General features: G+C 53.0%; 18 protein-coding genes. 13 read left to right on the top strand and 5 right to left on the bottom strand.

From position 1 onward, the window contains the following. The first annotated feature begins 25 nt into the window (after nt 1–25). The 5 genes from RDO88_RS03815 to RDO88_RS03795 all read left to right on the top strand — a co-directional run bounded on the left by RDO88_RS03815 (nt 26) and on the right by RDO88_RS03795 (nt 5,752). Nucleotides 26–697 (top strand): CatA-like O-acetyltransferase, encoded by a 672-nt coding sequence (locus RDO88_RS03815; RefSeq protein ID WP_307758101.1) that lies wholly within the window; start codon nt 26–28, stop codon nt 695–697. A gap of 307 nt (nt 698–1,004) precedes the next feature. Then, nucleotides 1,005–3,143 (top strand): outer membrane beta-barrel protein, encoded by a 2,139-nt coding sequence (locus RDO88_RS03810; RefSeq protein ID WP_307758195.1) that lies wholly within the window; start codon nt 1,005–1,007, stop codon nt 3,141–3,143. A 50-nt stretch (nt 3,144–3,193) separates the two neighbouring features. Then, nucleotides 3,194–3,922 carry a hypothetical protein gene (locus tag RDO88_RS03805; protein WP_307758100.1) on the top strand — a complete coding sequence of 243 codons (729 nt, stop codon included), beginning with the start codon at nt 3,194–3,196 and terminating at the stop codon, nt 3,920–3,922. A gap of 1 nt (nt 3,923) precedes the next feature. Next, nucleotides 3,924–4,868 (top strand): retroviral-like aspartic protease family protein, encoded by a 945-nt coding sequence (locus tag RDO88_RS03800; RefSeq protein ID WP_307758099.1) that lies wholly within the window; start codon nt 3,924–3,926, stop codon nt 4,866–4,868. Nucleotides 4,869–4,960: 92 nt separating this feature from the next. Next, a complete protein-coding gene (locus tag RDO88_RS03795; protein WP_307758194.1) occupies nt 4,961–5,752 on the top strand; it encodes a metallophosphoesterase in 792 nt (263 codons plus the stop codon). A 3-nt stretch (nt 5,753–5,755) separates the two neighbouring features. On the opposite strand, the gene RDO88_RS03790 is transcribed toward RDO88_RS03795, so the two are convergent. Next, entirely contained in the window at nt 5,756–7,123 is a 1,368-nt protein-coding gene (locus RDO88_RS03790; protein ID WP_307758098.1) for a transglycosylase SLT domain-containing protein, read from the bottom strand. A gap of 32 nt (nt 7,124–7,155) precedes the next feature. Then, the gene (gene udk, locus RDO88_RS03785) at nt 7,156–7,782 is read right to left on the bottom strand and encodes a uridine kinase (RefSeq protein ID WP_307758097.1); all 627 of its coding nucleotides are present in this window, start codon (nt 7,780–7,782) and stop codon (nt 7,156–7,158) included. A 102-nt stretch (nt 7,783–7,884) separates the two neighbouring features. Here udk and RDO88_RS03780 point away from each other — a divergent pair, with 102 nt between their 5' ends. From RDO88_RS03780 to RDO88_RS03760, 5 genes are all read left to right on the top strand, one after another. Beyond that, nucleotides 7,885–8,184 (top strand): Dabb family protein, encoded by a 300-nt coding sequence (locus tag RDO88_RS03780; RefSeq protein ID WP_307758096.1) that lies wholly within the window; start codon nt 7,885–7,887, stop codon nt 8,182–8,184. A 32-nt stretch (nt 8,185–8,216) separates the two neighbouring features. Continuing rightward, nucleotides 8,217–10,214, top strand: a complete 1,998-nt coding sequence (locus tag RDO88_RS03775) for a cytochrome c biogenesis protein CcdA (protein ID WP_307758095.1) — start codon at nt 8,217–8,219, stop codon at nt 10,212–10,214. A 183-nt stretch (nt 10,215–10,397) separates the two neighbouring features. Beyond that, nucleotides 10,398–12,542 (top strand): HRDC domain-containing protein, encoded by a 2,145-nt coding sequence (locus tag RDO88_RS03770; RefSeq protein ID WP_307758193.1) that lies wholly within the window; start codon nt 10,398–10,400, stop codon nt 12,540–12,542. A 110-nt stretch (nt 12,543–12,652) separates the two neighbouring features. Next, nucleotides 12,653–13,660, top strand: a complete 1,008-nt coding sequence (locus tag RDO88_RS03765; protein WP_307758094.1) for an aldo/keto reductase — start codon at nt 12,653–12,655, stop codon at nt 13,658–13,660. A 13-nt stretch (nt 13,661–13,673) separates the two neighbouring features. Then, nucleotides 13,674–14,888 carry an MFS transporter gene (locus RDO88_RS03760; RefSeq protein ID WP_307758093.1) on the top strand — a complete coding sequence of 405 codons (1,215 nt, stop codon included), beginning with the start codon at nt 13,674–13,676 and terminating at the stop codon, nt 14,886–14,888. A gap of 84 nt (nt 14,889–14,972) precedes the next feature. Here the strand turns inward: RDO88_RS03760 and RDO88_RS03755 are convergent, their stop codons facing one another. Genes RDO88_RS03755 through RDO88_RS03745 form a run of 3 tightly spaced genes read right to left on the bottom strand, consistent with a single transcriptional unit; the run spans nt 14,973 to nt 19,795 of the window. Beyond that, entirely contained in the window at nt 14,973–16,424 is a 1,452-nt protein-coding gene (locus RDO88_RS03755; protein WP_307758092.1) for a DUF3868 domain-containing protein, read from the bottom strand. Between the two features lie 39 nt (nt 16,425–16,463). Next, on the bottom strand, nt 16,464–17,987 hold the full coding sequence (locus RDO88_RS03750) for a DUF5723 family protein (protein WP_307758091.1): 1,524 nt from the start codon (nt 17,985–17,987) through the stop codon (nt 16,464–16,466). Between the two features lie 53 nt (nt 17,988–18,040). Continuing rightward, complete coding sequence (locus tag RDO88_RS03745) at nt 18,041–19,795, bottom strand: hypothetical protein (protein ID WP_307758090.1); 1,755 nt, start codon at nt 19,793–19,795, stop codon at nt 18,041–18,043. Nucleotides 19,796–20,303: 508 nt separating this feature from the next. Here RDO88_RS03745 and RDO88_RS03740 point away from each other — a divergent pair. Genes RDO88_RS03740 through RDO88_RS03730 form a run of 3 tightly spaced genes read left to right on the top strand, consistent with a single transcriptional unit; the run spans nt 20,304 to nt 22,571 of the window. Continuing rightward, complete coding sequence (locus RDO88_RS03740) at nt 20,304–20,741, top strand: hypothetical protein (protein WP_307758192.1); 438 nt, start codon at nt 20,304–20,306, stop codon at nt 20,739–20,741. Continuing rightward, nucleotides 20,710–22,008 (top strand): DUF3440 domain-containing protein, encoded by a 1,299-nt coding sequence (locus tag RDO88_RS03735; protein ID WP_307758089.1) that lies wholly within the window; start codon nt 20,710–20,712, stop codon nt 22,006–22,008. Before RDO88_RS03740 ends, RDO88_RS03735 begins: the two co-directional genes overlap by 32 nt. After that, nucleotides 22,005–22,571: a ParB N-terminal domain-containing protein gene (locus RDO88_RS03730; RefSeq protein WP_307758088.1), complete on the top strand. Its 567-nt coding sequence runs from the start codon at nt 22,005–22,007 to the stop codon at nt 22,569–22,571. The genes RDO88_RS03735 and RDO88_RS03730 overlap by 4 nt, the downstream gene beginning before the upstream one ends. The last annotated feature ends 1 nt before the right edge of the window (nt 22,572 follow it).

The following is a 22,572-nucleotide window of genomic DNA, read 5'->3' as shown; positions in this document are numbered from 1 at the left end:
CCGCAAAATTATAACCGCTGAACGTATGAAACATATCATTGATGTAGATACTTGGGTGCGGCGCGACAACTACCGTTTCTTCCAGAGCTTTGTCAGTTCGTGGTATGCCGTGGCCACCGAAATCGACTGTACCGAGGCCCGCGAGGCAGCCCGTCGCCGGGGGCGTTCCTTCTTTCTTCATTACCTTTATGCTGTGGTGCGTGCCGCCAACGAGGTGGACGAGCTGCGCTACCGCGTCGACAAGCAGGGACAGGTGGTCTTTCACGACCGGGTGGACATCATCACGCCCATCGCCGTGCCCGGCCGCACGTTCTTTACCCTGCGCATACCTTATCACGAAGACTTCGGCACCTTCTACGCCGAGGCTCGCCGCCTCATTGAGAACATTCCGCCTGACGGTGACCCCTACGGCGCCGAGAAGACACTGATGGCACAGGGCGACTACGACGTGGTGCACCTGAGTGCCGTGCCCGGCATGTACTTCACTTCCATCACCTACACGCTGGCCGAGGCGGGCAATGCCTGCAACTATCCGCTGATGACCGCCGGCAAGGCCGTCACCCGCGAAGGCCGTCTGATGATGCCTCTGTCCATTTATGTGAACCATGCCTTTGTCGACGGCTCCCATCTTTCATTGTTCTTCCAGAAGATAGAGCAGCATCTGAAGGAGATTGCGGAGGACGGAAAAACAGCATAAATCATTCCGATAACACTCGATAAGACTTCGTAAGCCTGCGGTAACGCGGGCTTATTTTGTATCTGCTTACCTTTGTGGCGGCATGGAAAAGAAGGGGAGTGGCACGTTTGCCGTATCTTTCCGTTGGTTTCAGCTGGCTTTGCTGTTGGTTTCGTGCGGGGAAACCGACGGTTTCAACGTAGGAAACCGATGGTTTCATGCTATGAAACCAATGGTTTCAAGCAATGAAACTTTTCTGAAACTGCTGGCTTCAAGTTTTTCCCTTGCCTTGAAACGATTGATAAGGTACAATGTAGCATAGAGAATGATGAAACGAAACACATTACTTCCGGCAGTCTGTCTTCTCCTGACCCTGCCGCTCTCCGCTCAGGAGAATCTGAAAAATGAGAACTTGCGGACGCTGTCTGCCGACAGCATCCTGACGGGCGACGCCCGCATGGACAGCCTCTACCGTCACCTGCCCGAAGTGATGGTGGTGGGCGAACGCCCCGTCGTCAAGGCATCGGCGGGCAAGCTGGAATACGACCTGCCGCGGATGATCAAGGACCGCCCCGTGGACAACGTTTACGAAGCTCTGAAGGAACTGCCGGGTGTAGTGGAGCAGGACGGCGCCCTGACGTTGGGCATGCAGGGTGTGACGGTCGTGTTGGACGGCAAGGTGACCAACATGAGCGGCGCGCAACTCTACGCCCTGCTGAAGTCGCTGCCTGCCGACCGCATCGAGTGCGTCGAAGTGATGTACAACGCACCCGCCCGCTATCAGGTGCGCGGGGCGATGATCAACGTCCGTCTGCGCCATCGCATCGGTGACCCCGGCGTGGTTCAGGGTGAACTTTATGGAAAATACAATCAGGAACACGAGGCTTCCTTTGAGGAGCGTGCTTCCTTATTATATAACGGTCGGAAATTCTCGGCCGATTTTCTTTACTCTCACACTCATGGCGAAAGCTTCAGTACCACCGACAAGGAAGCCCGCCACTGGCAGCAGGCCGACGGCTCGACGCATCTCATCGACAACCACGAGGAGATGCGCGCCCGCAGCCATACCCACAGCTTCCGCCTGGGCACGGACTACACGCTGGCCGAGAACCATTCGCTGAGCTTTGTCTACAACGGTGCCTATGCCACCAGTCACACTCAGCAGAACTCTACGGGCACACAGACGGCCGAAAGCCTGAGCGGCCAGACCTCGTGGCTGCATAACGGCCGCCTGGATTATCGGACGTCCATCGGACTGAAGGCGGGTGCGGAGTTCACGTGGTACAATGCTCCGGGCAACCAGCTGCTGCACAGCCGCATGGGCGATGATGCCCTCGACTTCTATACCGAAGACGGGCAGCGCATCAATGCCTGGAAGTTCTTCCTTGCACAGGAACATCAGCTGAAGAACGGCTGGGGGCTGAACTACGGAGCCATCTATACTACGAGCGTGGATCATTCGTACCAGACGTATGAGCATGAAGAACTGAAAACGAAGAATGAAGAATCCGGGTTGCCGGACGACGTCCGGTCGCGCCGCCGCGAACAGACGTTCAACCTGTATGCAGGCTTCAGCAAGTCGTTCGGGCAGAAGCTGATGACAGACTTCTCGCTGGCCATGGAGCGTTACAAGACACCCGTGTGGGACGAGTGGGACGTCTATCCCGTCCTCAACCTGACCTACCTGCCTGCCGACGGACACATCCTCCAGCTCAACTTCAGCAGTGACAAGAGCTATCCCGACTATTGGGCCGTGCAGGACGTCGTCTCCTACCTGGGCGGCGGCTACAGCGAGATACATGGCAATCCGTTGCTGAAGCCGGCCATCGACTATTCCACTTCGTTGACCTATATCCTGAAATCGAAATACGTCTTCCGTGCCTGGTTCAACCATACCAAGGACCGCGCCGTGCAGACGCTCTACCAGTCGCCCGACGAACTGCTGGAATTGTACAAATACCTGAACTTCGACTTCGAGCAGCAGGCCGGTCTGCAGGCCTCCATACCCTTCAAAGCTGGTCGATGGCTCAACTCGCGCCTCACCCTCATCGGTTTGTGGATGCGTCAGAAGGACAGCGACTTCTACGACCTTCCCTTCGACCGCCACCGCCTGTTGGGTGTCGCCGTGCTGAACAATACCCTCACCCTGAGCCGCAAGCCCGACATCCGTCTGACCATCGACGGACGTCTGCAGGGGCGCGCCATCCAGGGCATCTACGACATCCCCACGTGTGGCGACCTTTCGGCCACGCTGCGCTATACTTTCCTTGGCGGCAATGCCGTACTCACCGCCTGGTGCCGCGACATCCTCCAGACTTCGATGCCCTGTCCGCAGATACGCTACGAGCGCCAATGGGTGACGAACGAGTACTCCAGTTTCCGCAGTGTCGGCCTTTCCTTTACCTGGAAGTTCGGTGGCTACAAGGAGAAGAAGCGTGAGGCGGTGGATACGTCGCGGTTCAAGTAATGAGTTGTAGAAAATAAATGCTATCTTTGCCGGAAAGTAAAACATTGGATATGAAATCGAGTTTATTGCTAAGTCTATTGTTTGTTACTTTCTTGGGAATTTCTTGTACCGGTTATGAAAAAAAACAGACGAATAAGACAGACATTATCGACAGTATTGTCCGCCCGACTGCCGATACAGCGTTTGTCAGAAAGAACGGGGCTGCGCTTCATACAGCCTTATCTTCCAAGATACACTCCTTGAAAGATACGTTGCTTCGTTGTAGTATCATCGGCTACGGTATGGGAGAGTATGAGAACGTCTATCTGATAGCCAACACACCGGAATGGCAGGAACGTTTCAGAAAAGAAGTGGCCGACCATCCTCTTATCCGTTTTCATGGTTACGACGGGAACGATGTCTGCGTGGAAGAAGGCGTGAACCATCTGTACGGCTTGCATCTATGGACCGAAGCGGAAGTCCGGCCCTTGTCCACACAGACTCTTTCTTGTGTATTCAGCAACGAAAGCGATACGGACATCTTATGCAGCAAGCACTACTCCCTGGCCTACGAAAAGTCTCCCGGCCACTGGTGCTACTTGCCCATCAACACTTATGCCGAAGATATCGGCATCATTGTCAAGCCCGGAACCGAACATCGTTTCACAGCCCGTCTGTATCCCGAACTCTTCCCCAATCTTCCCACCCGCTACCGCCTGTTTTATGAGGTGTGGAGAGAATGGGGAGAAGATGCAAAAGAGAAGATTGTACTCATGGAAGAATTTCGAATGAAGGAATAATATGAAAAAGATTGTTTGGCTAAGTATATGTTTCATCTGTCTGTTGAGCCTGCCTCTTCGGGCAGAAGTCGTGCCACTCGACACGATATCTTTCGAGTTGGGTGTCGATAATCGTTTGTATGTGACAGTCTATATCAACGGTCAGGACGACCGTCCTTTACGCTTTCTGCTGGATACGGGGGCAACGGATGTGGTGCTCAATTCCAATTCGCCGCGTACCGAAGGGTTGGCTTCCTTTACGGGAAGTGTGGCGAACAATGGCGCCAATTCGGTGGAAACCATTCCTTCCACAGAGTCCTCTCAGGTGGTGAGGATGGGCAGCCGGGCCATTTCCGGCTTGAAACTGATAGCTATTCCTTATCCGCCCGATGCCTGGGACGGCGTGCTGGGCCTGTCTTATCTGAGGAATTTCGATGTCTGCATCGATTATCGGCGGAAATCCATCTTCCTGTATGAACTGGGCGACGGGCAGAAAGCGGTATCTGACAAGGCTGTTAGGCTGAAGATGGATTATCGTCTGGGAGTGCCGGTCGTTCCGGTCGGCGTGCGTGTCGGCGGAGTGGATTACCAGGTGTCGGTAGAGGTGGATACCGGTTCCGACCGTGTGTTCGACCTCAACACACCTTTCGTCCGCCGCAACGGCCTGCTGGGCACACAGAAACCATTTGCCATCTCGCGCATAGCCGGTACGGTGAAGGACGGTGGTGAACTTCAGAACGTGTACTTCGACGCGGTGACACTGGGAGATGTATTGACTTTGCCCCGCATCCCCGGCGCCTTTTCTACGGTGACAACGGGTGTACAGGCCAGTGACGTGATGGACGGAGTGTTGGGCAACAACTTCCTGCAACGTTTCAACCAACTTTATGACTTCAAGAATAATTTTCTTTATTTGGAGGTGAACGACCGGCTTTATACTCCTTTCTATGACTTTCTGGTGCGTTGAGCAGGAAGTTCACATCATTGTAACGCTTTGTACACATTCTTGACACAGGTTGTGCACATCTTTGTGACAGGAAAACTACAAACTGAACAATGATGCGTCTGCGTACATTTTATTCGACCATTGTGTTGTCCGATATCCATCTGGGGACATCACATTCCAAGACAACCGAAGTGACCAACTTTCTGAAGTCGGTGAACTGCCGCCGCCTGATACTGGACGGGGATATCATCGACGGATGGGCTTTGCGTAAGGGAGGTACCCGCAAGTGGCAGGCCCGCCATACGGAGTTCTTCAAAGTCCTTATGAAGATGATGGAGAAGCAGGGTACGGAGGTTATTTACGTGCGGGGCAACCACGACGACTTTTTGGACAGTCTGGTTCCCTTCACCTTCTACAATATCCGTATTGTGAAGGATTTCGTTCACGAGAGCCACGGCAAGCGCTATTATGTGACGCATGGCGATATCTTTGATACAGTGACTACTCACATGAAATGGTTGGCACAATTGGGTGATTGGGGCTACACTTTCCTGCTATGGCTCAATAAAATCTACAACAATTACCGCACGCGTCACGGCCTGCCCTACTATTCGCTGTCGCAGGCTATCAAGCAAAAGGTAAAGACTGCGGTTTCCTATATTTCCGATTTCGAACAGGAACTGGTGAAGTTCGCCCGTACCCGCAAGTGCGACGGGGTGATATGCGGTCACATACATCATCCGGCCGACATCTGGTACGGAGATATTCATTACCTTAACTCCGGCGATTGGGTAGAGACCATGTCTGCCTTGGCCGAGGACGAGGAAGGCAACTGGACTGTCATCCGTTATGGGGAATTGCAGATGGGGAATGTATCTTCTTTAATGAATCAGGCCGTTTCCTGAAGCTTATTCCTTTATCTTCTTCTTGTACTGTTCATAGCGTGCAGTTATTTCCCTTACAAAGTTGTATGTTTCCGTACCACGGAAATAACCGTTCTTGCAGACCGGGTCGGTAAAGTATTCTTCGTTGGCTTTCAGGAGGATATATTTCTCGACATTGTCTTTCCACACATTCTTGTCTTTCCCGTATTTTTCGGCCAGGGCCATTGCATCCTGTACGTGTCCGATGCCGGAATTATAGGATGCCAGAACGAATTTAACCTGTTCTTCTGGCGGTAAGTTCTTGAAGCTTTGTGCGGTTTTTCCGATGTATTTGACTGCCGCCTTGATGCTTTCTTCCGCATTTTGCTCCTTACCCGGCGGCACTCCCATGGCACGGGCTGTAGAGGGCATCAGCTGCATCAGTCCCTTGGCACCTGCCCACGATACGGCAGTCGTGTCGAAGTTCGATTCGGTATAGGCCAGTGAAGCCAGCAGCCGCCAGTCCCAACCTATCTCTTTCGCATATTTTTTGAAGAGGTCGTCGTAGTGTGAGATTCTTCCTTCGCGCAGCGAAAGGATGGGAGTGTGGGGAGTGGATTTGCTGATCTCAAAATATCGTTTGGTACTCGCCTTATAGTCGGGTGAAGTGCTGTTTGCCTTGTGCCATTCGCTGGCGGCTTTAGCCAGTTGGGGACAGTCTTTGCGTACTGCCCATGACGAGCGCTGGTCGAAACTGATGGCCAGGTCGATGTCCAGATTGGGGTAATACGTGCGGTTCAGTCGGGCAATGTCATTGTCCGTTACGGTATATGGTATTTTACCTTGTGCTACTTGTTCGATAAGATCTTCGGCACTCACACTGTCTCCCCGTACAAGGTGGATATGAATACCGCCTCCCAGTTCCTTGTCCAGATTGACCAGACGTTCGTGATACTTACCCGGCTTCACGTAGATGTCTTTACCTATCAGTTCGGTGACGTCTTTCAGCGTTTTGTTCCGTCCGCCCTTACGTTGTACTACCACCTGATGGGTGATGACGTCTTCGCCGCAATAGAGCAGGCTGTCTTTCCATTCTTTGGTGACGGGCAGGGTATAGGCTATCAGATCACCTTCGCCTGCCTGTAGTTTGCGGATGAGGTCTTTGACGTTCCGGGCTACCTTGACTTTCAGTTCTACACCAAGGCTTTTGGCAAATTGTTCGCTCAGTTCGTACTGGAAGCCCATTTCCTGTCCGCGGTAGTTGAAGTAGGAAGTAGAGCTGTAGAGTGTTAGAACCACCAGCTGGCCGCTGTCCTTTATCTGTTGCAGATCGTGTGTGCCTGCCTCTGTTTCTTGGCTGCCTGTATGGTTCCGGCAGCCTGTAACGGCCAGCAGTAGCAGCAATGCAGCCATACTGATAATTCTAGTCAGCCTGTATTTCTCCATTATCCGTTGTTGACGTTGTCATGGATATGTTTCTTGATGTACATCGTCAGGATGTCGATGGCTACCTGATTGTTTCCTCCTTCGGGTACGATGAGGTCGGCATACCGTTTGCACGGTTCGATGAACTGCTGGTGCATGGGTTTCAGAATACGGGTGTACCGTTCCATGACGGCTTCAGCCGTTCGTCCTCGTTCCACCACGTCGCGCTGGATGACGCGGATCAACCGTTCGTCCGGATCGGCGTCGACAAAAACTTTCAGGTCCATCATGCTGCGCAGTTTCTTGTCACACAGGGCGAGGATTCCTTCGATGATGATAACGTCCCGAGGTTCGATGTGAATGGTTTCCGGTTGCCGGGTACAGGTCAGGTAGGAGTAGGTGGGCTGTTCGATACTCTTGCCCTCACGCAGCATGGCCACATGTTTGGACAGGAGACTCCATTCGAAGGCATCGGGATGGTCGAAATTGATGTTCTGCCGTTCTTCTACAGGCACGTGGCTGCTGTCCTTGTAATACGAATCCTGAGGCAGCAATACGACTTCGCCTGCGGGCAGGCTTTCAATGATTTTCTTTACGACGGTGGTCTTTCCCGAACCTGTACCGCCGGCTATTCCGATTATTAACATCCGTTTATATGAATTTCTGAAACAAAACAAGTATTTTTGCACCCGTTTAAGGACTGCATATTTAGTTGCAAATATAGTATAAATCATTAAAATAACAAAGTTATGGTGAAACACATTGTTTTGTTTAAGTTGAAAGACGAGGTGCCGGCCGAAACGAAACTGGCAGCCATGAATGCTTTCAAGGCTGCTATCGAGGCTCTTCCGGCCCGGATACCTTTTATCCGTAAGATAGAAGTCGGACTGAACATCAATCCTTCCGAGACGTGGAGTATTGCCCTCTACAGCGAATTCGACAGTCTGGACGACGTGAAGCGCTATGCCGTACATCCCGACCATGTAGCAGCCGGAAAATTGCTGGCCGACGTGAAGGAAAGCCGTGCATGTGTCGATTACGAATTGTGATGACTTTCTAAACCTGATAATATTTATTGCTGATGAAGAAAATTTTATTTCCTCTGATTCTTTCCTTATTGGCCTTTGCCGTGCATGCCCAGATTCAGGAGCCGGTGAAGTTCAAGACCGAGTTGAAAAATGTGTCCGCCACCGAGGTGGAAATTGTATTCACTGCTTCCATTGAACAGGGATGGCATGTCTATTCGACCGAACTGGGCGACGGAGGTCCCATCTCGGCTACATTCAATACAGACAAACTGACCGGTGCCCAGTTGGACGGCAAGCTCCGTCCCGTAGGCAAGGAGGTGTCTTCGTTCGACAAGTTGTTCGAGATGAATGTACGCTATTTCGAGCACAACGCTCAGTTTGTTCAGAAGTTGAAGCTTACTGGCGGTGACTATCAGATAACGGGCTACCTGGAGTATGGTGCCTGTAACGACGAGAACTGTCTGCCGCCCACCCAGGTAGAGTTCAGCTTCTCCGGTAAGGCTGATGCTGCCGCTTCTGCCACTGCGGCTGATCAGGCTTCTGTTGCAGCACCTGCCGAAGCGGATTCTGCAGCTGTCATTGGCAGTGCCGACGGTCCAACTTCCATAGCTGTTTCCGAGAATGATTTGTGGAGTCCTGTCATCGACGAACTGAATGCCATGGGCGAAACGACGTCACAGGAAGACATGTCGTGGCTCTATATTTTCATTACCGGTTTTGTAGGTGGTCTGCTGGCGCTTTTCACCCCTTGTGTATGGCCTATCATTCCCATGACTGTCAGCTTCTTCCTGAAACGGAGTAAGGACAAGAAGAAAGGTATCCGCGACGCTTGGACCTACGGTGCTTCCATCGTGGTTATCTACGTTACACTGGGACTGGCCATCACGGCCATTTTCGGTGCCAATGCCTTGAACGCTCTTTCTACCAACGCTATCTTCAACATCATTTTCTGTTTGATGCTGGTGGTGTTTGCCGCTTCGTTCTTCGGGGCATTCGAGATTACGTTGCCCTCCAAGTGGAGCAATGCTGTCGACAGCAAGGCCGAAGCTACTACCGGCCTGTTGAGTATCTTCCTGATGGCTTTCACCTTGTCGCTGGTATCTTTCTCCTGCACAGGTCCTATCATTGGCTTCCTGTTGGTACAGGTGTCCACCACGGGCAATGTGATAGCTCCGGCTGTCGGTATGCTGGGTTTTGCCATCGCCCTGGCCTTGCCCTTCACGCTTTTCGCCCTCTTCCCCTCGTGGCTGAAGTCCATGCCCAAGTCGGGTGGTTGGATGAACATCATCAAGGTGGCGCTGGGTTTCCTCGAACTGGCTTTTGCACTGAAGTTCCTTTCCGTAGCCGATCTGGCTTATGGCTGGCGCATTCTCGACCGTGAAACCTTCCTTGCTTTGTGGATTGTTCTCTTTGCCTTGTTGGGCTTCTACCTGCTGGGTAAAATCAAGTTCCCCCACGACGATGACGATACCAAGGTCACTGTGCCCCGCTTCTTCCTGGCACTGGCTTCGTTGGCTTTTGCCGTGTACATGGTACCCGGCCTGTGGGGTGCCCCGCTGAAGGCTGTCAGTGCATTTGCCCCGCCCATGCAGACGCAGGATTTCAATCTTTACAATAACGAGGTACATGCCAAGTTCGACGACTACGATGCCGGCATGAAGTATGCCCGCGAACACGGCAAACCCGTGATGCTCGACTTTACCGGTTACGGTTGCGTGAACTGCCGCAAGATGGAGCTTGCCGTCTGGACCGATACGAAGGTGGCCGACCTCATCAATAACGACTACGTACTCATCACCCTCTACGTGGACAACAAGACTCGTCTGCCCGAACCCATCAAAGTGGTGGAGAACGGTACGGAGCGCACTCTGCGTACCGTGGGCGACAAGTGGAGCTACTTGCAGCGTGTCAAGTTCGGTGCCAATGCCCAGCCTTTCTATGTGCTGATAGACAATGAAGGCAAGCCGCTGAACAAGTCCTATTCTTATGACGAGGATATCGACAAGTACGTCGATTTCCTGCAGACGGGACTGGACAACTACAAGAAGTAAGTTTGTCTTGCATTCAATATTCTGGCACGGAGAGTGCGGATACCTGTGGATTTTTTTATTCCACCCAATGGTCCGCGTTCTCTGTGCCTTTTTTATATATTTGCAGAACCTAATACGAAAGAAGTGAATATGGATGCAAGTAAACTGGATACAGGAAAGGCTTTGCGGGAGGCAGAGGTACATATTGAGTCCAATCCCGAACTGGAGTTGGCATGGCAGTTGGTGGAATACACTGGCGTGAATGTTTTTCTCACCGGTAAGGCCGGCAGTGGTAAGACAACTTTTCTGCGCAGTCTTCGGGAACGTTCTTCCAAACGTATGGTGGTACTGGCCCCTACGGGGGTGGCTGCCATGAATGCGGGCGGTGTCACCATCCATTCCTTTTTCCAGTTGCCGTTTGCTCCTTTCGTTCCCGAGTCCCATTTCGGTGGAGAAGCCCAGTATCAGTATCGTTTCGGTAAGGAAAAGCTTAATATACTCCGTAGTATCGATTTGCTGGTTATCGACGAAATCAGCATGGTACGGGCCGATTTGCTCGATGCCGTCGATGATGTGTTACGCCGTTACCGCGACCGTTACAAGCCTTTCGGGGGTGTGCAGCTGCTCATGATAGGCGATTTGCAGCAACTTGCGCCCGTCGTCAAGGAACAGGATCAGCAATTGCTTTCTCCCTATTACGATCATTTCTATTTCTTCGGTAGCCGGGCACTGCAGGAGTCGGGCTACGTGACGGTAGAACTTACCAAAGTTTACCGTCAGAGTAATGCTGAGTTCCTGGATCTTTTGAATTGTATCCGTGATAATCGGGTGAACGCCTCTGTGCTGGAACGGCTCAACCGCCGTTGCCTTCCTGATTTTGCAGCCGAACAGCCTCGTGGTTACATTTATCTTACCACTCATAATCAGAAAGCCAATGACTTGAATACAGGTCGGCTCGAGCGGTTGCCGGGCAAGCCCAGCGTCTTTCGTGCTGAGACAGATGGAGACTTTCCAGCTTACATGTATCCCACGGAAGAAGAACTGGTTCTGAAAGCCGGGGCTCAGGTCATGTTTGTCAAGAACGACATTTCAGGACAGCATCGTTACTACAACGGCATGTTGGGGCGGATTGTAAGCCTGTCTGATGATGGACCGGTGGAAGTGGAGGCCGAAGACGGTCAAGTCATCGCCCTCGATCGTGAGGAGTGGACCAATTGCAAATACTCTCTCGATTCCGAAACCAAAGAGATTACCGAAACCATTCTCGGTACCTTCAGACAATACCCCTTACGGCTGGCATGGGCCATCACCATTCATAAGAGCCAGGGACTTACCTTCGACAAGGCTATCATTGACGTGCGTCAGGCCTTTGCGCCCGGTCAGGCTTACGTGGCGCTCAGCCGGTGCCGTAGTCTGGAGGGACTGGTGCTCAGTGCGCCGGTTCAGGCTTCGTCCATCTTGTCCGATGCTGTGGTCACCGATTTTGTCAGCCATATTCCTCAGCAGATACCTGATGCTGTCCGTATATCGGCTTTGCAACAGGCTTATTTTGAAGATCAGGTAGCGGGTCTTTTCGGTTTTGCCCGTCTGTCACGTCTTTTGCAGGCTTACATCCGTTTGTTGGACGAACATTTGTTCCGCCTCTATCCGCAATTGCTCACAGCTCTCAAAGCTCAGGCCGAAGGACCTGTCAAGGAACTCGATGCCGTAGGCCAGAAGTTCATTGTTCAATGCCGCCGCCTCGTTGCTACCAGTACCGATTATGCAAACGATGCTTATCTGCAGCAACGCTTCCATGCCGCTGCTGTCTATCTTCGTCAGCCGGTGGCTGCTCTGCTTTCCTTGCTCGAAGACAATCCGGTGACTACAGACAACAAGAACCTTAAGAAGCGGGTAGACGAAGCTTTGGACGGGTTGCTCATGGAAGTCCGGTTGAAGTCCGGATTGTTAGCCTGGATTGAAGAACACGGTTTTGTCGTGGCCGGCTACCTGACCCGCAAGAATCGCCTGATTATCGATCTGTCCGAAGCGCCCAAATCGCCACGCAGGAAGTCGGCGAAAGAGAAAAAGGCCGAAGTGCCGCAGGACATCCTACATCCAGCCCTTTTCGAGTCGTTGCGTGCCTGGCGTGCCTCCAAAGCTGCCGAACTGGGCTTGCCGGCCTATACGGTCCTCCAGCAGAAAGCCCTGCTGGGCATTACCAATCTGTTGCCTGATTCCACCGTACGACTGTTGGCTATTCCCTACATGGGAAAGAAGAGTGTGGAAAAATATGGAGAAGAACTTTTGAGACTGGTAGAGGAGTTCCGAAACAGGAAGGATGGAGGACAGGATGTAAGTTCTTTATAAATAGTGGAAAATGGAGAATGGACAAATGAAAATTGAAATTTATATTTTCATTTGTTTCTGCTATCGCCTTTCCGTATCTTTGCCTTCCTAAAATGTAACGACCTACTATAATGGAAGACAATTTTACCTATATCGCTGCTCCGGAACGCTATGGGGCAGGTCTGAATTACCGGCGGGCCGGGCGTAGCGGCATTCTTCTGCCTGAACTTTCGCTGGGTCTGTGGCATAACTTCGGTACTGCTGACGCTCCGGCTGAAAGCCGGCACAAGCTGCTTTATGCCTTCGACCGGGGCATCACGCATTTTGACTTGGCCAATAACTACGGACCTCCTCCCGGTAGCGCAGAGGAAGCCTTCGGGCGGGTGATGAAGCACGACCTGGCACCCTATCGTGACGAACTCTTCATCTCCACAAAAGCGGGACACGACATGTGGCCTGGACCCTACGGTACGTGGGGTTCGCGCAAGTCGCTTATGGCCAGCCTCGACCAGAGTCTCAGGCGTATGAATCTGGACTATGTGGACATTTTCTATTCACACCGTTATGACCCCGACACGCCACTTGAAGAGACAATGCAGGCGCTGGTGGATATCGTCCGTCAGGGCAAGGCGCTTTACGTAGGTCTCTCGAAGTATCCGCTCCATGAGGCAGAGCGCGCCTATGCCTATCTGAGGGATCACGATACGCCTTGCCTGCTCTACCAGGGACGCTATAACCTGCTGGACCGTGCAGTTGAGGAGCAGGGACTTGTGGAACAGGCAGCAGAGGCGGGGGCTGGTTTTGTGGCCTTCTCGCCGCTGGCACAGGGGTTGCTTTCAGGTCGCTATCTGGATGGCATTCCGGCAGATTCACGGGTGGCTCGCGGCGGTTTCCTGAAAGCCGGATCGCTGACGCCTGAGGTGATGGCTAAAGTGCGTGCTCTGCATACCGTGGCACGTCGTCGTGGCCAGACGTTGGCCCAGATGGCGTTGGCCTGGCTGTTGAGGGACCGGCGGGTGACATCGGTTATTGTAGGTGTCAGTTCCGTGACCCAACTGGACGACAATCTGGCCGCCTTACGCTGTACGGACTTTACTGATGACGAGTTGGCCACAATCGCAGATATTGTTGGCAAATAGGAAGGATATAAATATGGACCATACAAAAACAAATGGAAGGGTTGCCCTCGTGGGGGCACAATACATGGTACCCTTCGTACTGATTATTTCGCTGTTTTTTTTGTGGGGATTTGCCCACGCCATTTTGGATGTGCTTAATAAGCATTTCCAGGAGTTGCTGCACATCAACCGTTCGGTGTCGGCCTTGATACAGGCCATGATGTACATGGGTTACTTTGTGATGGCCGTTCCGGCCGGGTTGTTCATCAACCGCTTCGGTTACCGTCGTGGGGTGGTGTTGGGACTGATACTCTACGGTATCGGTGCCTTGCTCTTCATTCCGGGGCAGGCCGTGCTGTCTTACCGTCTGTTTCTCTTCGCACTGTTTGTCATCGGGTGCGGACTGACGTTTCTCGAGACGGCAGCCAATCCTTATGCCACAGAGCTGGGGCCGCGTGAGACGGCAGCCAGCCGTTTGAACTTTGCCCAGTCTTTCAACGGTCTGGGCTGTATCTGTGCACCTTTGGTGACGGGATTGCTGCTCTTTTCGGATGACGGGGGCAACGGTTCGGGCAACGTGGCGCTACCTTATGCCTGCATGGGCGTATTGGTATTGTTGGTGGCGTTGGTGTTTTCTCGTGTACGGTTGCCGGAAATAGAGCATGCCGACGAGGTGGACGCCGGAGGCCATAAGGTGGGCCTGTGGCATCACCGGTTGTTTGTGTTCGGACTGGTGGCGCTCTTTGCCTACGAGATTGGCGAAATCTCCATCAACAGCTTCTTCATCAATTATGTAGTGGAGCAGGGATGGATGAACGCGCGTCAGGCTTCGCTGGTGTTGTCGTTCGGCGGGTTGTCGCTGTTTATGCTGGGACGCTTTGCGGGAAGCTGGATCATGCGCCGTGTGCGGGCCGAGAAGATGCTGCTGGTGTGTGCCACAGGGACGGTATTGACGACGACCGTCGTACTGCTCGATGTGGGCTATGTTTCGCTCGTGGCGTTACTGTGCGGTTATGCTTTCGAAGCTATCATGTTCCCTACCATTTTCGCTCTGTCGTTGCGGGGATTGGGTAGCCACACGAAGCGGGCTTCGTCGTTCCTCATGATGTCGCCCGTAGGCGGTGTGGTGGGACCGTTGCTTATGGGACTGGTGGCCGACCATTCGACCATGGTATTGTCATTCAGTGTGCCGCTGGTGGCTTATATGGTAGTGTGGCTGTATGCCCGCCGACTGGTGGCTTCGGCCTGACGGGAAACACAGAATATAAAGAGAGAGGCTGTGCCAAGAGTATTTTGGCGCAGCCTCTCTTCTTGTTTGTAGAGCCGTCGTGGCTTAGTATTGTTCCATCATCTCCAGATTAGTCTTGGCTTTGGCAGGTTCGCTCTGCAAAGCTTTGTTGAACCACACTCTTGCCACTTCGGTGTTGCCTTGCAGCCAGGCCAGTACGCCCAGGTTGTTCCAGGCGCGCGGGTCGTCCTTTACGCGGCTTAGGTAGCGGGCTGCACGTTCGAAGTCTCCGTAGATAATCTGTGCAGCGGCTGCGTTGATGTTGGCTGCTGCATTGTCGGGATAGCGGCTCACGGCCACTTCGTAGATTTCCCTGTACTCGGGGCTGCCCGGCTTGTAGAGTTTGGCGGCACTGAGTATTTCCCGCAGATTGAGGGCTTCGGGACGTGTCTTTACGAATTGTGCGGCCTCTTCGGGAGTTACTTCACGAATTTCATAGTCCACGGTGATGCCTAGGCGTCGCAGGCTGGGGTAGTATTCTTTCACCAAGGTACTGTATTGGGCACCGAGGGCTGTTTTCAGTTTGGCTTCGCGAACGTCAAGATTGTCGTACTGGGCGATGACCTCGAGAGCCTTGGCTGCGAAGGCGGGTTTCCGCTCGTTGAGCAGGCGCTTCAATTCCTCCCAGTCTTCTCCGCCGGATTGTACCTGCATCAGGCTGTCGGCCAAGTGGTTGCGCTCCTTCAGTTGTGTGGCAAACGAGGCGGCACGGGTCGAGGCCATGCGCTCGTTGGTTTTCACGGAGCCGTCGGGCGAGGCATAACCGCAGATGCGGATGGCCTTGAAAGTGACGAGCGGATCTTGGGTGAGCGGAGTGAGTTCATCCTGCATCTTCTTCAGTTCCTGGGCGTTGTTCTTATAGTCAGCCTTGAAGGCGGTACCGCCTACGGGGTATTCGATGTAGAGGGTTTTCTGTATGGAGCGTGTCTTGGCGGTACGTTCGGTATAGGGGATGAACGAAACCATCTGTACGCACGGTTCGCAGAACTGTCCGGCTTGGGGTAACTGAGGCTTTGCCTTGGGTTCTTCGACCGGTTTCTCTACGACGAGCTGGATTTCGGGCAGGTCGATGACACAGGCTTCTTTACCCTCCTCGAGGATAATCATGTCCATCCCCGAAGACATCCATTGCTGGTAGGGAATCTGCAAGGTGTAGTCCACAACGTCCTTACGGTCGTCAGTCTTGCCATAGATGACGGTGTAGGGAGCCTTGTAGTCGCCGTTACGGGCTATCTTGCGGTCGGCCTTGCGCATCTTGAACTTTTTCTTGCCGCTCACCACGACAGGAGGGAGGGCATAGAGACGCCACTGTTTGCTGAGTACGGGGGTGAAGGCGTAGGCCTGGGTACTGTTCACCTCGACGTCGGCCACGTCCATCTGGAAACTGAGGGTCAGGGTGTCGTTCTTCAGGGAGAGCGACGGAGTTGTCACTTTCACTTCGTCCGCCATGGCTGCAAGAGGCAGCAGGGCGCACATCAGGGTATATATCTTTTTCATTTCTTTCGAATGTTTATGTAGGGTTGTTGTATAGGTGGATTACAGGCTCTGCACGTTTGTCACCTTGTACTGGCGTTTGTACTTCGGGCCGAAGGTGAAGTTGATACCCAGGTTGACGTTGAGCGCTGCACGTCCGATGGGGGCACAGTAGGCCGGTTCGAGCTTGCCCAGTGGTACGTCGGCTGCCACGAAGAAGTTGAAGCCGCGCGGATGGAAGTTGAGCATCAGGCCGGCGGCAGAGCCGAAGTTGGACAGGGCGTAGTTCACCGATGCCTCGAAACCCGAAAGCGGGGAGACGTTGGCCGACAAGCGGGCTTCGGTCCACGTGTGTTTGCCTTGCAGGCGTGTGGTGGAGAGGAGGCCGAAGTTCAGCCGGTCGTAGGCGGGCAGGGTATACTGTGCACCAAAGTTCAGCGTAGCGGCCAGGGCGGTGGTGCGCTTCATGCCATCGGCTTCTTTGGTAAACTTGGCCATGTCCTTCAGATCGTCCAGCAGGGCGTCACTCTGGTTCTCTAGGGAGTTGGCGTTTCCTTCGGTGTCCTTTACGGCAATGTTTTCGAAGCCGCTGAACTCGAAGTCGTTGCTCATCGTGCCTTTGACGGTGTTCTTCCAGCCTATAAAGCCCAGGTCGAGCACGGCGGCCGAGAACTGCCAGTCGCCCAGCTTGTAGACGGCACCCAGGTCGAGGGCAAGGCCAAAGCCGGTGGGACCGATGTTCTTGTCGTCGAAGTCCACGCCGTCATAGTCTATCTGCTGGTCGGTACCTGTCTTCAGCTGGTCGGTACGGTTTCCGTTGGCGTCCAGTATGTAGTCGTCTTCCTGATAGTTTCCTGTCTCGCCTTTGGTAGGTACGATGAGGCCCTTGGCCGAGGCATACAGTTCGGCTCCCTGTGGCGTGATGGTCCAGGCATCCTGCGAGGCGGTGATGGTCAGCTTGTCTATGCGCACATTGGCCTTGGCCAGTCCGACAAGGGCCTTCAGCTTGGCACCTACGGTAAGGTGATTGTTGATGGTACGGGCGTGACCGAAGGCTATTTCGGCATAGTTGGTGCTCATCATGTTCAGTCCGTTTACGATGTACTGGCTGCCTGTTTCGCTGGCCATGCCCAGCTTCATGAATTTGAACAGTTCGGAAGGCATGTTGACACGTGTGTCCGACTTGATGGAGATGCCCAGCGTATTGAAGCCTCCCCAGGCATGGAAACCCAGTGAGAAAATGTTTTCGTTGACATCGGCTCCCAGCTTGAAGCGGTTGGGCAGGCCGTCGACAAACTCCTGTCCCGACACCGATTCGTGCATGAAGGTGGTCAGCCGTCCGTCGGGAAGCTTGTAGAGGAAACTTCCGATGCCGGCGGTAGACTGTACGCCGAAGTCCAGATTGCCCAGGGCGGGGAAGCTGAAGTAGCCTCTTTCGCCGATGAAGGCAGGGTTCAGTTCGTGACGGTAGGTGCTTCCTTCGAGGAAGTAGGCCGAGCGCGAACTCTGTGTCTGCGCCAGGGCGCTACCGGTGACGGCCAGTGCGAAGGCGGCCGTCAGTATGGGGTGTAGTGTACGTATTTTCATCTTGAAACGGTTCTATATATAATGTAATGTATACGATAAGAATGTCTGTCCATTTAGTTGAGGTCTACTTTGACACCGTTGGGCACTTTCAGCTTGATGTCCTTCAGTTGCAGCCATTGGGTGTCGTAGAGCTGTAAGCCTTCCTTTCCGCCCGATGCGGCTACAATTTTCAGTTTGATGGCGTCCAGTTGGTTCAGTGTGCCCGGCTGGGTAGTTTCCAGCTGGATGTCCAGTTTGCTTGTTACAGGCTGGTCGGTACCGTTGCCGGCGGCGATGTTGCCTGTTACTTTTACCTGTATGCCTTCTATCTTCTGTCCGTTGGCATCGAGCACTTCCACATTTTCGTCAGGCAGTGTCAGTGCCAGCGGGATGGTGTTGTCTACCGATGCGCTCAGCACGGCCTTGCTGAAGTCCACGTCTTCCAGATCGCCGCCCAGATCTTCGATGGTTTCTTCGTATACGATGTTCAGGTTGGCACCGAAGGCCAGCGGAATGTCGATGTCATAGTCACAGGCTACGGTATAGGTTTTGTCCAGATCTACGGTGTAGTATTCCTGGCTGTTCACCGAAGGCTGTATGCTGACGTTCACAACGTCGGGGATGGTTTGAATCAGGTCGTTGATGTCTTTCACCTCAATCTTGATAGCTTCATCCGGGCCTCCTTCGCCCAGGCGCGACAGGGCGATGGTATTGTCACCCGGCTGTAGGATGATGGGGTCGGTGGCTCCGCTGCCAATCGCTACTTCAGATCCTTCGATGGGCTGTCCGTTCTTGCTGCCGGACAGGATGCCGGTAATTTCCACAGGCGTGTTCAGTGGGTTGTTGGCATGGAAGGTGAATATCGGGTTGGCGATGTCAAGCTTGGTTTCGTCGTTCTCCAGGAAATCGGGCAGGCCGGTCAGTTCCATGCTCGAGGTACTTTCGTCCAGTGTGGGGTCGATGATACCTTCTACCTGTACCACTTCCATTTCACCGATGTGGATGGTGGGGGTGAGGGTCAGCGATGTGTTGGGCAGGACTTTCTCAACTGTGATGGTAGCGTGAGCCTTGACTGTCACCTCTTCGCAGATGTCTACCAACCGGTCTTCCTTGATGACGTATCCCTTGCCCACCGTTCCGTCACCAAAAGTAATTCCGGTCAGATGTACGGTATGAGTAAAATTGTTGTCTTTTTCTGTCAGCTGGAAGGTTACCTCGTTGTTTTCGTTCGCTTCTTTGATATTCAGTATTTTTGGGAAGGTAATAGTAACGTCGGCTGTCAGTTTTTCCAGTTCGATATTACCTCCTTTGACGAGGGTGATGTGGATGGGTGTCCCCGGCATTTCTGGTGTTTTTTGTGCAGTCAGCTTGTAGATTTCCTTCATCGCCTCGTCGATGTTTTCGGCATGGGTTTCGATATTCTTGCTTTGCTTTCTGTCTGTTGTAACCTCTACTTCTCCTGCCGGGAAGTCTGTATCGTTGGCCACCTCGATGGGGTCAATCTCCGTGTCCGTAGCTTGTACGGTCACCGGCTCCACGCGGGTGTTAACGTCGTCTATCTTTCCACTTTTCAGCAGGTGGTAGGCGCCGCTGGCATCGGTCTGCAGGTCGTCGCCTTCCTCTATTTCGATGATTTTGTCCAGTGTCACCTTTTCGGTGTTTCCTACGGGGAATGCCAGATTCTCGCCTCCTACGTTGATGGTCATGTCGATGTCCTTGTTCAGGTCATAACTGTCATCAAAACACGAGGTGGCGCCTCCCAGCAACAGGGCGGCAAGCAGAATGGCCTGGCCTTGGTTCGATTTGTTCTTCATTGCTTTAAACGTCATACTTAATACTGTTTATGTAAATGTTGATAGAATGTCAATCAAGTGCAAAGTTAGGAATAAAAAATGATATATGAGCTATGAATTCCTTGTTTTGTCATGATAATTGACCAATGTCAAGCCGACGGGCTTCCCCTGCTTACATGAGTGCTTTTCCTAGCTTAAAACAATGCTTTTTCCTGCTTGAAGCAATGTTTTTCCCAGCTTAAATGTATGCTTTCTTCTGCTGGGAGCGGAAATGTCGTTTCGGTTTGTTTCTCCTCTCTTTTTTCGCTTTCATGAAATAAGACAAGATACGGTTCGGGATAAAAAATAGTTGAAACCGGTTTCAATATTTTGTTCTGCTCTCGCCTTTCACTATCTTTGGAGGGAGAAATAAGGAACCTGTTTTCGCAACCATCTTACAGGTTGCAGGCTTGCAGGTTATAGAGGGTTAGGAAGGTTGTGCCGGGGCGTGAAAGTCCGGCTGGATTTTGTGCTGGCATATCCTCCTGCAAAACAATAAACGTATATTATGGAGATTATAGAACTGGAAGGACTGGACAGCGCTTTGTATCAGTGGGTTGGCCCGTTGGTGATGAATCCGAAAGTGCTGAAGCAGAATTACAACTTTCCTTTCCGCACGACGGAGAAGTTCCGTTGGTACATCGCGGTAGAGCAGGAGACGGTCATCGGATTCATTCCGGTAGAGCGCAAGACGTACACGTGGATCATCAACAATTACTACGTGGAGGGACGCAACGAAGAGGTGCTGGTCACCCTGCTGGCCAAGGTGATGACCGATGCGGAGGAAGCCGGAATGGCTATGGAAGCGGTGGCCTTTCTCGAAGACGGCCCCCTGTATCAGAAGCTGGGATTCCTGGAAGAGAAGCGGTGGACCCGCTATGTAAAAATGAAGAAAGACAAAGTGGAAGACTATGGCAAAGAAGACAGCAAAAAATGTGTATGAACTGGCGCAGGAGCGGCTGGACATCATCTTTAAGGAGTTCGACAACATTTGTGTGTCCTTTTCTGGAGGAAAGGACAGCGGATTGCTGCTGAACCTGTGTATGGACTACGTGAGGCGCAACAAGCTGGATCGTAAAATCAGCGTGTTCCACCTCGACTACGAAGTGCAGTACAAGGTGACGATAGACTATGTAGACCGCATTCTGGAGGCCAACAAGGACATTCTGGAGGTCTATCGGGTGTGTGTGCCCTTCAAGGTGGCCACCTGTACCTCGATGTATCAGGCTTACTGGCGTCCGTGGGACGATGAACTGAAGGACCTGTGGGTGCGGCAGAAGCCCGAGGGGTGCTACAACAAGGAAGACTTCCCCTTCTACGAGGAAGACATGTGGGACTATAACTTTCAGATGCACTTTGCCCACTGGCTGCACGAGCGGAAGAAGGCTACCCGTTCGTGTTTCCTCATCGGCATACGCACGCAGGAGAGTTTCAGCCGCTGGCGCAGCATCCACCTGGCACGCAAGTACCAGATGTATCACACGTACCGCTGGACGTCGAAGATCGGTAACGACGAATACAATGCCTATCCGTTGTTCGACTGGAAGACGACCGACATCTGGGTGGCCAACGGGAAGTTCCACTTCGACTACAACGAACTGTACGACCTCTATTACAAGGCAGGCGTCAACATCGAACGCCAGCGGGTGGCCAGTCCTTTCCTGTGCGAGGCGCAGGAGAGCCTCAAGCTCTACAGGGCCATCGACCCCAATACGTGGGGTAAGATGGTGTGTCGGGTGAACGGGGTGAACTTTGTGGGCATCTACGGCAATACGCGCGCCTTGGGAGTGGGACACCGCGTCAATCTGCCCAAAGGCTATACCTGGAAAGAGTACATGTATTTCCTGCTCTCCACCTTGCCCGAGAAGACGCGCCGCAACTACCTGAACAAGCTGACCGTCAGCATCGAGTTCTGGCGCAAGAAGGGAGGTTGCCTCAGCGAAGAGACGATACAGAAGCTCAAGGACCTGAACATTCCCATCGAGGTAATGGGGAAGAGCAACTACAAGACGCAGAAACGGCCCGTCAGGATGGAATACCTGGACGACATCAATATCCGCGAGTTCAAGGAGATACCCACCTACAAACGCATGTGCATCTGCATCCTGAAGAACGACCACGCCTGCAAGTACATGGGCTTTGCCCTCAACAAGGAAGACGCCTACAAGCGCGACAAGATTATGGAAGAATTTAAAAACATGATGTTATGAACGATACCTTTACAAGCCCCGTATACCGGGTACAGGCCGTACCCGTAGAGAAAGTGCAGGCCAACGACTATAACCCCAATGTCGTGGCGCCGCCCGAAATGAAACTGCTCGAGCTGTCCATCTGGGAAGACGGCTTCACCATGCCCTGCGTGTGCTATCACGATGCAGAGAAGGATGTCTATGTGCTGGTCGACGGATTCCACCGCTATCAGGTGCTCAAGACGTCGAAGCGTGTGTACGACCGTGAGAAGGGCCTGCTGCCCGTGGTCGTCATCGACAAGGACATGTCGAACCGGATGGCTTCTACCATCCGGCACAACCGCGCACGCGGCACGCACAACATCGAACTGATGAGTCACATCGTGGCCGAACTCGACCGTGCCGGCATGACTGACGAGTGGATCATGAAACACATCGGAATGGACCGTGACGAAGTGCTCCGCCTCAAACAGATTACCGGCCTGGCCGACCTCTTTGCTGACAAGGACTTCACCATCCCCGATACGCGGGAAGTCAGCGAAGTGAAGGCCAGCCAGGAACGGTACGACTTTGATGAAGACTGAC

The sequence above is a fragment of the uncultured Mediterranea sp. genome (genome assembly GCF_902493215.1).
In the GTDB taxonomy this organism is placed as follows: domain Bacteria; phylum Bacteroidota; class Bacteroidia; order Bacteroidales; family Bacteroidaceae; genus Bacteroides.
Note: the sequence above shows the minus strand (reverse complement) of the source record. Positions and strands in the feature narration are given on the sequence as shown.